Annotated in this window: 12 protein-coding genes, 1 pseudogene and 1 riboswitch; of the genes and pseudogenes, 10 read left to right on the top strand and 3 right to left on the bottom strand. The window is 44.2% G+C overall.

The features are described from left to right. Positions 1–40: 40 nt before the first annotated feature. A complete protein-coding gene (locus AM500_RS23590) occupies positions 41–520 on the top strand; it encodes a DinB family protein (RefSeq protein WP_053601403.1) in 480 nt (159 codons plus the stop codon). Positions 521–560: 40 nt separating this feature from the next. Here the strand turns inward: AM500_RS23590 and AM500_RS23585 are convergent, their stop codons facing one another. Further along, positions 561–2,222, bottom strand: a complete 1,662-nt coding sequence (locus AM500_RS23585; protein WP_053601402.1) for a glutamine--tRNA ligase/YqeY domain fusion protein — start codon at positions 2,220–2,222, stop codon at positions 561–563. Between the two features lie 157 nt (positions 2,223–2,379). Here AM500_RS23585 and AM500_RS23580 point away from each other — a divergent pair, with 157 nt between their 5' ends. Beyond that, the gene (locus AM500_RS23580; RefSeq protein WP_053601401.1) at positions 2,380–3,369 is read left to right on the top strand and encodes a Gfo/Idh/MocA family protein; all 990 of its coding nucleotides are present in this window, start codon (positions 2,380–2,382) and stop codon (positions 3,367–3,369) included. A gap of 377 nt (positions 3,370–3,746) precedes the next feature. Beyond that, entirely contained in the window at positions 3,747–4,766 is a 1,020-nt protein-coding gene (locus AM500_RS23575) for a 4Fe-4S binding protein (protein ID WP_053601400.1), read from the top strand. Between the two features lie 61 nt (positions 4,767–4,827). Here the strand turns inward: AM500_RS23575 and AM500_RS23570 are convergent, their stop codons facing one another. Continuing rightward, on the bottom strand, positions 4,828–5,100 hold the full coding sequence (locus tag AM500_RS23570) for a hypothetical protein (protein WP_053601399.1): 273 nt from the start codon (positions 5,098–5,100) through the stop codon (positions 4,828–4,830). A gap of 208 nt (positions 5,101–5,308) precedes the next feature. Between AM500_RS23570 and AM500_RS23565 the strand changes: the two genes are divergently transcribed. From AM500_RS23565 to AM500_RS23535, 5 genes and pseudogenes are all read left to right on the top strand, one after another. Beyond that, positions 5,309–6,178, top strand: a complete 870-nt coding sequence (locus AM500_RS23565; RefSeq protein ID WP_053601398.1) for an MBL fold metallo-hydrolase — start codon at positions 5,309–5,311, stop codon at positions 6,176–6,178. 111 nt (positions 6,179–6,289) lie between these two features. After that, complete coding sequence (locus AM500_RS23560; protein ID WP_053601397.1) at positions 6,290–7,450, top strand: DEAD/DEAH box helicase; 1,161 nt, start codon at positions 6,290–6,292, stop codon at positions 7,448–7,450. 319 nt (positions 7,451–7,769) lie between these two features. Further along, positions 7,770–9,257 carry an amidase family protein gene (locus AM500_RS23555; protein WP_053601396.1) on the top strand — a complete coding sequence of 496 codons (1,488 nt, stop codon included), beginning with the start codon at positions 7,770–7,772 and terminating at the stop codon, positions 9,255–9,257. Positions 9,258–9,806: 549 nt separating this feature from the next. Continuing rightward, positions 9,807–10,010: pseudogene (locus tag AM500_RS26465) on the top strand (SCO family protein); the annotation flags it as partial. 495 nt (positions 10,011–10,505) lie between these two features. Further along, positions 10,506–11,111 (top strand): hypothetical protein, encoded by a 606-nt coding sequence (locus AM500_RS23535; RefSeq protein ID WP_053601392.1) that lies wholly within the window; start codon positions 10,506–10,508, stop codon positions 11,109–11,111. Positions 11,112–11,329: 218 nt separating this feature from the next. Here AM500_RS23535 and AM500_RS23530 read toward each other — a convergent pair whose 3' ends face one another. Beyond that, positions 11,330–11,743, bottom strand: a complete 414-nt coding sequence (locus AM500_RS23530) for a GNAT family N-acetyltransferase (RefSeq protein WP_053601391.1) — start codon at positions 11,741–11,743, stop codon at positions 11,330–11,332. Positions 11,744–12,801: 1,058 nt separating this feature from the next. On the opposite strand from AM500_RS23530, the gene AM500_RS26295 reads away from it, so the two are divergent. Both AM500_RS26295 and AM500_RS23525 read left to right on the top strand, forming a co-directional pair. Then, positions 12,802–12,936: a hypothetical protein gene (locus AM500_RS26295; RefSeq protein WP_269320278.1), complete on the top strand. Its 135-nt coding sequence runs from the start codon at positions 12,802–12,804 to the stop codon at positions 12,934–12,936. 138 nt (positions 12,937–13,074) lie between these two features. Then, positions 13,075–13,159, top strand: a riboswitch (cyclic di-GMP riboswitch). Between the two features lie 94 nt (positions 13,160–13,253). Continuing rightward, positions 13,254–13,511, top strand: a complete 258-nt coding sequence (locus tag AM500_RS23525) for a hypothetical protein (protein ID WP_053601390.1) — start codon at positions 13,254–13,256, stop codon at positions 13,509–13,511. Positions 13,512–13,666 lie beyond the last annotated feature (155 nt).

The raw sequence follows: 13,666 nt of genomic DNA, 5'->3' as shown, positions 1-13,666 counted from the left end.
GGTTGCAGAGGGAAACTAGATAATAAACGAGGTGAGTAGAATGCTGTCACAACTTAAATCAATCCGGGAAGACTTAATGCGATGCATTATGGAGTTCACCGAAGAACAATTTAACCAAAAGCCAGCTGAGGACAGGTGGAGCGCAGCCCAGGTTGCCCATCATCTCTACACGACGGAAAAACAGATTGTAGGCTCATTACGTGAAAGTTTGGAGCTTGAAAGTGAAAAAGCGGAGGAGCGGGATTTCAGTTTTATAGTGGACAGAACCAGGAAGGTGAAATCAGAAACAGAACCTCCAGCTCAGTTTCTTGAAAAGCAGGACGTATGTGCGCTTCTCCTTGAGTCGAGGGAAAACCTTGAGCAATTGGTAAAAAAGGAGGGTGAGGAAGCCTTTATAAACAAGTCAATCGAGGATGAAGCGTTTGGGCGGATGAGTCTGAAGAATCTCGTCGATTTTATCGGCTTTCATGAAAAAAGGCATACAGCGCAAATTGATGAAATCAAAAGTGAAATTATATAAAACAAGCCCTTTCCCAGTATGGGAAGGGGCTATAGTCTTTTTATAGTTTAAACGAACTCTTCAACGAAACAATCCGGTTGAATACCGGTTTTTCTTCATTTGTATATTTCGGGTCTACATTAAAGTAGCCGTGGCGGAAGAACTGGAACTTCTCCTGGGCTGCCACACCCTTCATGTTTGGCTCGACAAAGCCTTGCAGTACCTGAAGCGAATTTGGATTCACCTTGTCCAGGAACGTTTTCGTATCATCTTCGCCATCTTCTTCGCCGTTGTCATCAAGGATTAGCGGCTCGTACAAACGGAACTCGGCAGGAACAGCCTGGCTTGCTTCAACCCAGTGAATCGTTCCTTTTACTTTCCGGCCGGTAAAACCAGTGCCGCTCTTTGTTTCCGGGTCGTACGTGCAGCGAAGCTCGACAACATTGCCATCCTCGTCTTTAACGACTTCCTCGCATTTAATGAAATACGCGTGCTTCAGGCGAACTTCGTTGCCAGGGAAGAGGCGGAAGTACTTGGCTGGAGGGTTCTCCATGAAGTCGTCCTGCTCAATATAAATTTCGCGGGAGAACGGAATTTGCCTTTTGCCCATTTCCTCATTTTCCGGATTGTTCTCAGCCTCAAGCCATTCTACTTCACTTTCAGGATAATTGGTGATAACAACCTTGAGCGGGTTCAGAATCGCCATCGTCCGAAGCGCCTTCATCTTTAAATCTTCACGGACAAAGTGCTCAAGCATTTGCTCGTCGACCGCGCCAGATCCTTTTGAAACGCCTGTTTCGCGGACGAACGAACGAATCGATTCAGGGGTATAGCCGCGGCGGCGCATCCCGGAGATTGTCGGCATCCGTGGATCGTCCCAGCCGTCAACGAAGCCTTCGTCAACCAACTGCTTTAATTTGCGTTTGCTCATAACTGTATTGGTGACATTCAGGCGGCCGAACTCAATTTGCTGCGGAGTTGCCTCCATTTCACATTGCTCGACAACCCAATTGTAAAATGGGCGCTGGTCCTCAAACTCAATCGTACAAATCGAGTGAGTCACACCTTCAATCGCATCCTCGATCGGGTGGGCAAATGCATACATCGGATAGATGCACCATTTGTCGCCAGTGTTGTGGTGAGTTGTATGTGAAATCCGGTAAATGACAGGATCACGAAGGTTGATATTCGGTGAGCCCATATCAATTTTTGCGCGGAGCACTTTCTCGCCATTCCCAAATTCGCCGGCCCTCATCCGTTCAAACAGGTCAAGGTTTTCCTCAATGGAACGATTCCGGTACGGGCTTTCCTTGCCTGGCTCTGTCAACGTACCGCGGTACTCGCGAATTTCATCAGCGGACAGGTCGTCCACATAGGCAAGCCCCTTTTTAATTAATAGTACAGCTCGGTTGTACATTTCCTCAAAATAATCAGAAGCAAAATAAAGATTGTCCCACTCGAAGCCAAGCCATTGGACATCTTCCTTGATTGAATTGACGTATTCAATGTCTTCCTTCAAAGGATTGGTGTCATCAAAGCGTAGATTGGTGGTTCCCTTGAACTCGTCAGCCAGGCCGAAGTTCAGGATGATTGATTTGGCATGCCCGATATGCAGGTAGCCATTCGGTTCAGGAGGGAAGCGGGTCACAACGCTGTCACGCTTTCCTGATTCCAAGTCTTTTATGATGATATCGCGGATAAAATTAGATGAAGTATGCTCCACAGTTTTCTACCTCTTTCATAAAGCGCAATAAATGTTATTTGTATATATATCATATATATTACTATTTTTCCATAAAACCCGCCATTTAAGACCTTAATTTTGACATCGGTCCCAATAAGCCTAAAATGAAAGAAAAACCATAAAGGCGGTATCTTCGATGATTAATCTTGCAACAATCGGGACGAGCTGGATTACAGAGGCGTTCATTTCGGCAGCTCGTCTTAGCGGAAAACTTGAGCTTAAAGCAATCTATTCCCGCTCTGCGGATAAGGCTCGTACATTTGCTGATCATACTGGTGCTCCTCGGATTTACACAAACCTTGAAGAAATGGCACAAAGCCCAGATATCGACGCAGTCTACATAGCATCTCCAAACTCCGAGCATTTCAGGCAGGCACTTCTTTTTTTGAAAAATAAGAAGCACGTGTTCTGCGAAAAACCAATGTTTACAAACTCAAAAGAGCTGGAAGAGGCATTTCGTGTAGCGGAGAAAAATGGAGTCTATTTATTTGAGGCAATCCGCAATATTCATTCGCCGAATCTTGACATCCTGAGAGAGGAGCTTGGCCGAGCGGGGACTTTGAGGAGCGCATTTCTTACCTATATGAAATACTCCTCCCGCTATGACCTCGTTTTAAAAGGTGAAGAACCAAATATTTTTTCAGCAAAATTCTCCGGCGGCGCTCTAATGGACCTCGGTGTCTATGCAATCCATCTTGCCGTCAGGCTGTTTGGCAGGCCGCAAAAGGTGTCGTACTCCCCAGTCATGCTGCCGACAGGGGTTGATGGCTCCGGAACTCTTGTATTGTCCTATCCAGGCTTTGTTTGTACGATCATGTGCTCGAAAATATCCGATTCATTTATTCCGTGTGAAATCCATGGGGAGAGCGGAACCTTTATCCTTGGAGATGTGGCCCCGATTTCGTCAATTGAATTTCTGGACAGGAAAAGCGGCGAGAAGCTTAGCTTCGGTTCCCAGCCTGCTGAGGAGGACATGATGTACGAAGCAGCACGCTTTGCAGATATCATTGAGCAAAAGCAGAATGAAGCTTACCAGGAATTGAAGCAGCAATCTCGCATTGTGCTCGAAGTCATAGGTGAAGCAAGGAAACAGAACGGGATTATTTTTAAAGTGGAAAAAGAATAACATCCTTCCGATGGAAGAGGGAAAATATGGCCATTATTGATTAAAAAACTGTTCATTGGGCACATTTTAGCTTCCTGCAGAGGGTGAAATGTTTCCAATACAGCTCATTGGATTCATTTTGCTCTGTTGCAGAGGATGGCACATTTTGCCATACTGCAGAGGAAGAAATGGTTCCAATAAGCGCCAGACGTTCACCCATTGTTCATTTAGACGGTCAATTTGTGTGTCATTTTTCCGAACTTCCCAACTTTGTTATTTATATCACATACTCCCTCCGAAACATTTTTTATAGTGGATATAGATCAAAACTGCCAGAATTCCTTTTTGATGGTTAGTTTAAGTGTCCGGTATAAGGAATGAAACGGAGGGAGAAAGACATGTCCGCATTAACAAAGTATTATAAGCGGGTCAAGAGGCACCCTATCCAATATACTAGGATGGCGGTGCAAATTGCATTTGCATTGTTCATGCTATTTGTCGGGTTTCGCTTTTATCAGTTTTATCAGCATTTCAATACGATGGGCATTGAGCCGCTCGTGCCAAGACCAGGCGTGGTAGAGGGATTCCTGCCGGTTTCAGCGCTTGTGGGCTTAAAGGTTTGGGTCACGACAGGCATCTTTGACCCAATCCATCCTGCAGGACTTGTACTATTCACATTTTTTGTAGCTTCTGGTTTTATTTTTCGGAAAGCATTCTGCGGCTGGATTTGTCCAATTGGAACTCTTGGTGAATGGCTTGCCAGGTTTGGCAGAAAGCTCTTCAAACGGAACTTTGACATGCCAAGATGGCTCATTTGGATTCTTACGCCATTAAAATACTTGATACTGATTTTCTTCATAAAGGCGATCATTTTTGATATGCCGGTTTTTTATGCGATTGACTTCATGGCTGGTAATTATAATAAAATTTCCGATGTAAAGATGATGATGTTCTTTTTAAATATTGGCGGTGTAGGGTTGACTGTCTTGCTTGTACTTGCCGTCCTGTCGGTTTTCTTTAAAAATTTCTGGTGTCGCGTCCTGTGCCCGTACGGTGCGATGATCGGCCTGGGTTCTGTTTTGGGGATTACCAAAATCAAGAGGAACGAAGAAACCTGTATCGATTGCAATGCTTGTACAAGGGTTTGTCCTCAGCGTATTTCCGTTTCGACGAAAAAGGCAGTCAGGACTCCGGATTGCTCGGCATGTATGTCGTGTGTGGAAGTCTGCCCTGTCAAAGATACGCTGAACATGACGGTTGCCAACAAAAAGGTTAATAAATGGACCATTCCTATCGCTTTCTTTGCAACCTTCTTTATTGTTGTCGCAATTGCCAAGCTGACCGGCCATTGGGAAACAATGATTACGTATGAGGAATTCAGGATGCTGATTCCGTCGGTCAACAATATCGGCCATTAAAAAATCGTCCGGGGCATAATGCCTCGGACGATTTTGGTTAACAGGTTCGAAAGTGTTGGGTTTAAACGAGTTTCTTCCTAAAGTAAAACCAATAAAAGATAAGTCCGCCGATAATTAAAACTGCTGCAACAACAGGAATGATAAAGGACTGTATGGGCAAGGTTTCACCTTCCGACAAGACTTTAGTTTTAGCTGCAATAGGAGTGGAATCCTGAGGAGAAGCCATTTCAATTGTTGTGTTCAAAAGGAATGGATTTATATGAGTGTCTGCAAGTGCTTTATTGGAAATCGCCAAAAATAACAGGACGATGATTAATAGGGTCTTTTTTAGCATTATTTTCAACTCCGATATGTTGGTATCGTATTGTTTTTATCATATCATTGGTTCCCTCAATAAAGTTGCCGTCCGGCCATTGTTCACAATAGTTTCAAATTTGCTTTGACAAAACTGTCAAAATTAAGGTGAGTGAGCGTTAGCTGGATAAAAATGAGTGCTGTTCACATAGTAAGAATAAGAATCGGTGTGGCCGGAGGAGAAAACAATGGATTACAAATTTGAGAATTCAATTTTGCCGCTAATAAGCATCGGCGATAAAATTGGCATTAATGTTCTTGATGACGTTTATATGTATACAACAAAAATTGTGAATTTGTTTCTAATTGGCAATCCGGAAACAGAAGGAAGCTTCTCGTTGATTGACTCAGGAATGCCGAAGTGTGCAGATGAAATTATAAAAGCTGTCGAGGATCGGTTTGGAAAAGGGGCGAAACCAGCTTCAATTATTTTGACTCATGGACATTTTGACCATGTTGGGTCGCTTGCTGAGTTGCTTGAAAGGTGGGAGGTGCCTGTCTATGCACATCGTTTGGAACTCCCTTACTTGACCGGGAGAGCGGATTACCCGAAAGGAGACCCCGAGACGGATGGCGGCCTGGTCTCTGAGCTTTCCCCTCTTTTCCCCAATCACGGCATCAATCTCGGTAACAGGATAGAGGCATTGCCTAATAATGGAGGTGTTCCGGGCCTTGAGGAATGGATATGGGTGCATACTCCAGGTCATACTCCGGGGCATATTTCACTGTTCCGGGAGCGTGACAGGTCCCTGATTGCCGGGGACGCATTTGTAACGGTGAAACAGGAATCTCTATATAAGGTACTAACACAAACACAGGAAATCAGCGGCCCGCCAAAGTACTACACAACAGACTGGGAAGCCGCGTACCAATCAGTCAAGGAACTCTTGTTTTTAAAGCCAGTACTCGCAGTCACCGGACATGGCCTACCCATGAACGGGGATGAACTTGTAGAAGCCCTTGATTACCTTGTCAGCCACTTCAATCAAATCGCCGTCCCGGAGCATGGCAAGTTTGTAAGGAAAGGAACAAACATAAACCGGGGGTATAGCCAATGAGGTAAAGGCTGAACGTATCGGCAGCATTCTTTTCCCAAAACGGGCGTGAATGGATTTATCCCGGAATTATCCTTATAATAGGAACAATCACCTGTGAAAAAGGAGCAGTTTATGCTGAATATACAAGAAACTTTTAAGCCATTTGTTCAAAATGTTTGGGAGAAGTCGGGTTTTAAGCAGCCGACGTCAATTCAGGAGGCCGCAATCCCGGCGATCCTTGATGGACGTGATTTGATTGCCGAGTCGCCGACTGGGACCGGAAAGACACTTGCGTACTTGCTGCCAGTCCTCGAGAAAATCGACAGCTCAAGCATTGGGCTTCAGGCGGTCGTGCTTGCGTCCAGCCAGGAGCTAATTATGCAGGTGTATCAAGAATTCCAGAAATGGTCGGAAGGGAGCGGCATCCGCGGCGCAACGTTCATTGGCGGCGCCAACGTGAAACGGCAGCTTGAGAAGCTTAAGAAAAAGCCGCATATTGCCTTCGGGACACCAGGCCGGATGAATGAATTAATAAAGCAGAAGAAAATCAAGATGCATGAAGTGAAGATGGTTGTATTAGATGAAGGTGATCAGCTGCTGGTTCGCGAGCATATCGGGCAGGTGGAGGATATTGTTAAATCTTCGCTGAAGTCCCGCCAAGTGGTGCTGTTCTCAGCAACAATGAAGCCGGAAACAGAAGAGATGGCCAAGAGGCTGACAGAAAATCCGGAAGTAATTCGTATTAAAAAGGATACGTCAATCGAGCAAGGGAAGGTCGAGCATATTTATTTCTCATGTGAGCCACGGGAAAAGCTGCTCTTGCTTGAGAAAATTGCCCGCCTCCAAAACATTAAGACACTTGCGTTTATTAATGATATAACCGAGATTGGGGTAATTACCGCAAAGCTTCAGTTTAAAGAGTTATCTGCAGGCCTCCTCCACAGTGAGTTGGATAAAACGGTCAGGCAGAAGGCTATTAAAGATTTTCGTGATGGGAAAATAAACATGCTTGTGGCAACCGATGTCGCGGCGCGCGGCCTCGATATTCAAGGAGTCACGCATGTGGTCCATGTGGATTTCCCACGGGATATCGAGCAGTACATCCACCGTTCGGGAAGGACTGGCCGGATGGGTGCAGATGGAACGGTCATTTCGCTCGTAACCGAGCGGGAAGAGCGCGAGTTGAAGATTTTTGCAAAGAAGTTGAATCTTTCTGTTGAAAAACGGATTTTCTATAAAGGCCAAATTGCGGTAGACAATATCCGCCAGCTTGAACGGGCGAAAAGGAAATAATCGTTGGTAACATTTCTGCTAGTAATCAGTAGGCGAAACGGAACCAATACAGACTATTGATAACATTTCAGTGGGAAAAAGTTATCAAAACGTTGCCAATACAGGCTATTGACGACATTTTAAAGCGAAAACGCAGGTGAAATGATACCAATGGTGGCCGTTGGCGACATTTCAAAGTGTAAGAGCAAGTGAAACGTTACTAATACAAGAACAAAGCATTAGCCCCAGTATTGGGGCTTTTATTTTTATAAAAAAGGTTTTGGATAGCCGATTGGCGAAATAAAAATAATAAACTTGGCATAGAAAAGGGGCAGGGAGTTTGCAAAATCCAAAACTGAAGCATTTGTATGATACCTGGCTTGAAGAAGCCACAATTGAAGATATGCAGGAAAAGATGAAATCCGGCGAGCTAACATCGAAGGAGCTCGTGCTGATGTACCTGTACCGAATTTCTCAGTATGACCATAAAGGATCGGAGCTGCGGTCAGTGCTAGAAATCAATCCCGAGGCGCTGCATATTGCGGCGGCATTGGATGCCGAGCGCAAGGCGGATGGCCCTCGTAGCCCGTTGCATGGTATCCCGGTGCTGCTGAAGGATAATATCGACACAGCAGATAAGCTGCATACAAGTGCAGGTTCAAAAGCACTGGCTGATTCATATGCAATCGAGGACTCTGAGGTTGCTCTAAGCCTTAGGATAGCCGGTGCTGTCATTCTTGGAAAAACAAACATGACTGAATGGGCAAATTACATGGCCTATGAAATGGAAAGCGGCTACTCATCACGCGGTGGGCAGACTTTGAATCCTTATGGGCCAGGAATTTTTAATGTTGGCGGATCAAGCTCCGGGTCTGGCGCTGCAATTGCCGCAAACTTTGCGGCCGTAGCAGTTGGGACGGAGACTTCCGGGTCCATCCTAAATCCAGCTTGCCAGAATTCACTAGTCGGCGTTAAACCGACGGTCGGTCTAATCAGCCGCCGCGGCATTATTCCGATTGCCCATTCCCAGGATACGGCCGGCCCTATGGCTCGGACGGTAACCGATGCGGCCATCTTGCTGTCAGCGTTATCCGGGGTTGACTCAGCGGATCAGGCGACGCATGCAAATCCATTAGAACATGTTGACTTTACAGCCTTTTTGGAGGAGGGGCTTACTGGGAAAAGAATAGGGATTGCCCGTGATTTTTATTTTTCCCAAGCTGGTGAAAAAAAAGCGAAGATAGCCGATCAGGCGATTGAAGTGCTGAAAACGCTGGGAGCAGAGGTAGTCGATGTTGTTATCCCATCCGCGAGATTGATGTGGGATTGGGAAGTGTTAAAATATGAGTTTAAAGCGGGCGTTAATGCTTATTTAAAAGGGCTCGCACCGTCAGCCGAAGTTAGGACACTTGCCGATGTAATTCGCTTCAATGATGAAAATCCTGAGGAGATGCTCCGTTACGGGCAGGATGTCCTAAACAACTCTGAGGCAACAAGCGGCGGGCTGTACGAGGAGGAGTATATCCGGTCACTTGAATTTAACGAGTATCATGCAAAGGAAAACGGAATTGACTTCGTGCTAAAGGATTATGGGGTTGATGCGATTCTTTTTCCACATGAGGAAGGCTGCGACTTGTCTGCGCGGGCGGGGTATCCTTCAGTTTGCGTACCGGCAGGATATACCGATGAAGGAGAACCTGTTGGGATTACGTTTGCCGGAACGGCCTGGAGCGAGCCGGTGCTTATCCAGATTGCCTTTGCCTACGAACAAGCAACCAGGGCTAGGAAGGCGCCAGTACTTGCGGCTGAAAAACAAACAGCAGACTAGGCCGAGGAATAAAGAATCTGTGGTAAAAGCTGTCCGAGAAACCGTTATTCAGCGGTTTTTTCGGACAGCTCTTTTTTATTATTTAGAGACCACAAATCCAAAATATCATGTGCTAAACTCTTGCCACCCATGCGACAGATGTTTTATTAGTAGTGCCTAGCACCTCGATACTACGACATTCTTCACTTTGTGCCTTTTCAGGACGGTGTTCGATCCGAGAGCGCTCCATTGTAGCCGGAAGATGTATCAGAGACCTTCCCCAAAGATGTTCATTGAAAATGTTATTTCCCATTTTGTTGATTGTTATAAAGAGTGTTATTAAATTGAGAAGGATCAAACTAGTCATCTTTGGAAAACCGCCCTTTTTTTGGGTCCCGGTATATTTGTCTATACACGTATGCCCACTATCCAATATGGTATCGTATGCAAAAAATAATTTTTACAGGAAGGGCGATATCGAGATGAGCAAATATAAACAAAGTATCAAGGATGTATTAAAAAAAGCTTCCTCTTAATTATACAGAGAAGGCTAACTATGACTCTAACAATCATAAAGTGAAGCTCCTGGCATTTTTTTATACAAATTGCCCGGATATTTGTCCCCTAACTATGATTGATTATGCAAAAATGCAGGCTGAATTGAAGAAGGAAGGCGTGTTTGGAGAGAAAGTTGAGTTACTAGCAATTACATTAGACCCGGAAACGGATAGTTTAGAGATACTTAAAAAGTATGCACAAAAACTTTCAAGCTGACCCATCCGGATGGAAATTACTTAGAGGCAGCATTGCTGAAACGATAGAAATTGCAGATTCGTATCATATGAAATTTCAGAAGGTAAATGGCGGGGCTACCGCCCACAATACAACCATGTACCTAATAGACAAAGATAATCAAATTAGAGGACTATATAAAAATGGCCAACACACAAGAGAAAGTAGACATTGAGGCAATTATGGATAATATTCAAATCCTTGTTAATGAGTAGAATCCTATGCACTGAAGTGGAAATGAGCTCATTAGAATAGTGCTATTTATAGGATAGGACTCATATTGGGATAGGGAGTTTATGACTTTCTTATTCCCTGGATGAGGCGTCAGTATTAAAACTAGGGGGAAAAGCCCAAGAATTTAAGTTTAAAACCTTAATTCTAAATAGCCTATTTTTTCAAAAGTCATCACTTGTCCGTGAGCAAACTTGTCCTAGAATCATAAAGTAGTATTAGGACAGTAACAAGGAGGTGATACAGGTGAGTGAAAGCAGAGGAAAAAGGATTGCAAGGGAACTTCTTCGGAACAGCCTTAGGCAATCTTTACAAAACAACATGGGCAACTCCGTATTGGGATTAACAGGCAAGATTCCTACAGGAGGAAAAACCCCGCTACTATCCAACAATCTGTTATCAGGCAAAATTCCATCCGGCAAGACGCCTCTTGGAAAAATCCCATCTGGCAACCTGCCGCTACTAAATACCTCTGTGTTGGGTCTGAGTGACAAAACTCCGTCCGGGAAAGACCAGCATTCAAAAGATTTCATTGGAAAAGATTCAAATTGCTGCGGAAGAGACTCGGTCGGGGGCAAGGATCTAAAAGATCCCAGAGACAAGGATCGCAAAGACACAAGAGGCAAGGACCTAAAAGATCCCAGAGACAAGGATTGTAAAGACACAAGAGGCAAGGATCTAAAAGATCCCAGAGACAAGGATTGTAAAGACACAAGAGGCAAGGATCTAAAAGATCCCAGAGACAAGGATCGCAAAGACACAAGAGGCAAGGACCTAAAAGATCCTAGAGACAAGGACCGCAAAGATAGAAGAGACCAGGATCGCAGAGGCAGGAATAGACGTTCCTGTTAAGAAGGAAAAAGTGTTCACCAGCTATGGGCTGGGCGAACACTTTTTTTTATTTTTCTGGAATAAAAAAGTAGGCCCGTAAGTAAGTTACATACGTTAAGAAGGAGAGACAGGGGATGGTTTCCCAAAATATGCGCGGTTACGGAACCTAAAAGAAAAAGTGTTCCCCTGCTTTCAACTGGGCGAACACTTTTTTGTTTAAGAAATACAAGTTGCTTGCTTCATAACAAAAGTCTTCCAATTAAGTAGCCGTTTTGCCGGTTAGCTATGGGGACGAATCCCCATTTCATAAATAGATTCAAGCTCTTCATATTCTGATTGCTGACAAATCCGGTTAGAGCACGGATTCCGTTTTCTCTTGCATACTCAACTAAGTTCGGAAGTAAAGCACGGCCAATTCCTTGCCCTTGGAATTCTTTATCCAAAACTGCATAGGTGATATATGCCGTTCCAGGAAAAACCAGTCTGTACGAAAGATACCCGGCAACTTCATGATTCTCCGTACAAACGACGACTACCCCGTCAGCCGTCCTTAATTTTTCACGTACCGCCGCTGTGCTTGTCCGAAAATTATTAACTGTTATATCAATTAACCGATTATCATCCCTCGCAGGATTGCGCTTTCGAATATACATATACCAATCTCCTTTATTTAGCTGATTAGTTATATGATATGAAAGGAATTCGGTTTAGCTTGTACGTCTATCCCATATCCCTCATTATTACCAGTATGACATTTAGAATTGGGTTCTTTATGTACCTGTTTATAAACTCAAATTGGACGGGCAGTTCGAAACAAAAGAGTGGCGGATTGTGTTAAGCAGGTTATCTTTAGTTGCGATTTTACCACCGATGGCTGTATTGGATTTCTATTTAAAGCCACTTTTATTAAATATTTGAGGAAACCGGATTGGAATGAACCGATCTGCTTTCCTTTCATCTGGTCAGGTTTCCACTGTATAAAGATTAAGCACTTTCTGATGATAGCGATAACAATCAATGTGGCGGTATTTTTGCCTTTTATTATTAGTAATGGCTGGTCTTATTTTCAGGAAATATGGCTACTCGCTATTCTATTTGCATTTACAAATGCCTTTTTTTAAAGAGCTTTTTGGAGAGGAGCTCTTTTGAGCCGGTTTTCGGAGCAATTAGGTGAAAAGTGGGCAGTGGCAGCAACAAGCTTGGGCTTTGGCCTGCAGCGTAACTCATTAGGTTTTCCTTGGCTAATCTGTTTGGTCAATTCAATTGGAGGATTGTCTACGGTGGTATAACAATCAAATCCAAGAGTAATTTTCCATCCGTTATATGGCACATCATTTTAAATCTTCTCATGGTTTTAAGCGGACTGGTTTTGTAACGAGGGAATAACCTTAAACGTTATTCCGCTATCCATTTTAAAAGGCTTTATAAATAAAGTATATCCACTCTCTTGTTTTCGATGTATACAAAGCAAGTGAGATTTTGTGTAGGAATACAGCAGCGATCTTAAATGGAGGGAGGCGTGTCCGCCAAGCAGGATATGCATCTCGGATAACTGCTGTTTATTGGTAAGTACGCTTGGCAGCCCGGCCTAGAGCAAGCCTATGCTGTTCAAAAAATAACAGGCTAGGAAGAGGAATGAAGAAACTGCCAGCATAATCGGGGTTCAAGAGCCCAAACTATGAATACATCCTGGTAAAGGAGTGTTTTTATTATGGGCAGACAAAAGCTGGGGAACCGCAATGCGCAAATAAACAACAACAAGAAGGTCGGTAAAACAAGCTCGGAGCTGGTAAAATTCACGACAGGCCAGGACAGGCTTGTGCGCAACCGGCCAAACGACGATTAAGAGGAAAATTTTGCAGCCACTTTGGGGAATCCCTGGGTGGCTTTTCGTTGCGGAAATTTGTCATATTTTCTGGTGTTATAAAGACTTATTTTTGAATAGGTACTAAGGCGCTATAATAAGATTAGCAATCAAAGCAAAATCTGACAAAGGCAAACCTGTCTAAAGGCAGGGACGCAAAGCGATGGGCCTACCCGGGAAACCGAACGGCTGCCACGCCGCCGGACTTCTTTTGAATGTCTGGGACAAATCAAGAGAGGAAGAACAATGTTTTTTGCGCAACAAGATTCATCATGTTAACATTATTGGTGGTTGGTTCATTGGCAAATCAGTTTGGTTCAAGAGTTGTAAACGAGGAAGGAACATCGAGAGCAACCTGGCTCTGGGATACAGCCCTTATTCAATTGAAACCGGATGAAGTGATTGCGTATCTCAACGGAAACAATGCCAACCGGGTTTACCTGCAAATCAACCGCAGTATTCCGAATGCTGCCTACAAGCAATTCATTAGCAAGGCATCAGCTGCAGGTATTCAGCTACATGCCCTGGACGGAGCACCTACTTATTACATTTCATGAAGAAGGCAAAGCGTATATGGATGGTGAGCTTTCCGCTGTGTAGCACAATATGGCGGGAATCTTGTGTTCGCCATCCATTATCTTGAAAGCTGGATGAATATGAAGCCTTAAGTATACTTAGCCACCGCTTTGGTGGCTTTTTATATAAACCTTTT

It is taken from the genome of Bacillus sp. FJAT-18017 (assembly GCF_001278805.1).
In the GTDB taxonomy this organism is placed as follows: Bacteria; Bacillota; Bacilli; order Bacillales; family Cytobacillaceae; genus Bacillus_D.
Note: the sequence above shows the minus strand (reverse complement) of the source record. Positions and strands in the feature narration are given on the sequence as shown.

What these genes read in the sequence shown, in the direction of transcription:
- AM500_RS23590 (WP_053601403.1), top strand. Translation starts at nt 41, where the DNA reads ATGCTGTCACAACTTAAATCAATCCGGGAAGACTTAATGCGATGCATT.
- AM500_RS23580 (WP_053601401.1), top strand. Translation starts at nt 2,380, where the DNA reads ATGATTAATCTTGCAACAATCGGGACGAGCTGGATTACAGAGGCGTTC.
- AM500_RS23575 (WP_053601400.1), top strand. Translation starts at nt 3,747, where the DNA reads ATGTCCGCATTAACAAAGTATTATAAGCGGGTCAAGAGGCACCCTATC.
- AM500_RS23570 (WP_053601399.1), bottom strand. Translation starts at nt 5,100, where the DNA reads ATGCTAAAAAAGACCCTATTAATCATCGTCCTGTTATTTTTGGCGATT.
- AM500_RS23565 (WP_053601398.1), top strand. Translation starts at nt 5,309, where the DNA reads ATGGATTACAAATTTGAGAATTCAATTTTGCCGCTAATAAGCATCGGC.
- AM500_RS23560 (WP_053601397.1), top strand. Translation starts at nt 6,290, where the DNA reads ATGCTGAATATACAAGAAACTTTTAAGCCATTTGTTCAAAATGTTTGG.
- AM500_RS23530 (WP_053601391.1), bottom strand. Translation starts at nt 11,743, where the DNA reads ATGTATATTCGAAAGCGCAATCCTGCGAGGGATGATAATCGGTTAATT.
- AM500_RS26295 (WP_269320278.1), top strand. Translation starts at nt 12,802, where the DNA reads ATGGGCAGACAAAAGCTGGGGAACCGCAATGCGCAAATAAACAACAAC.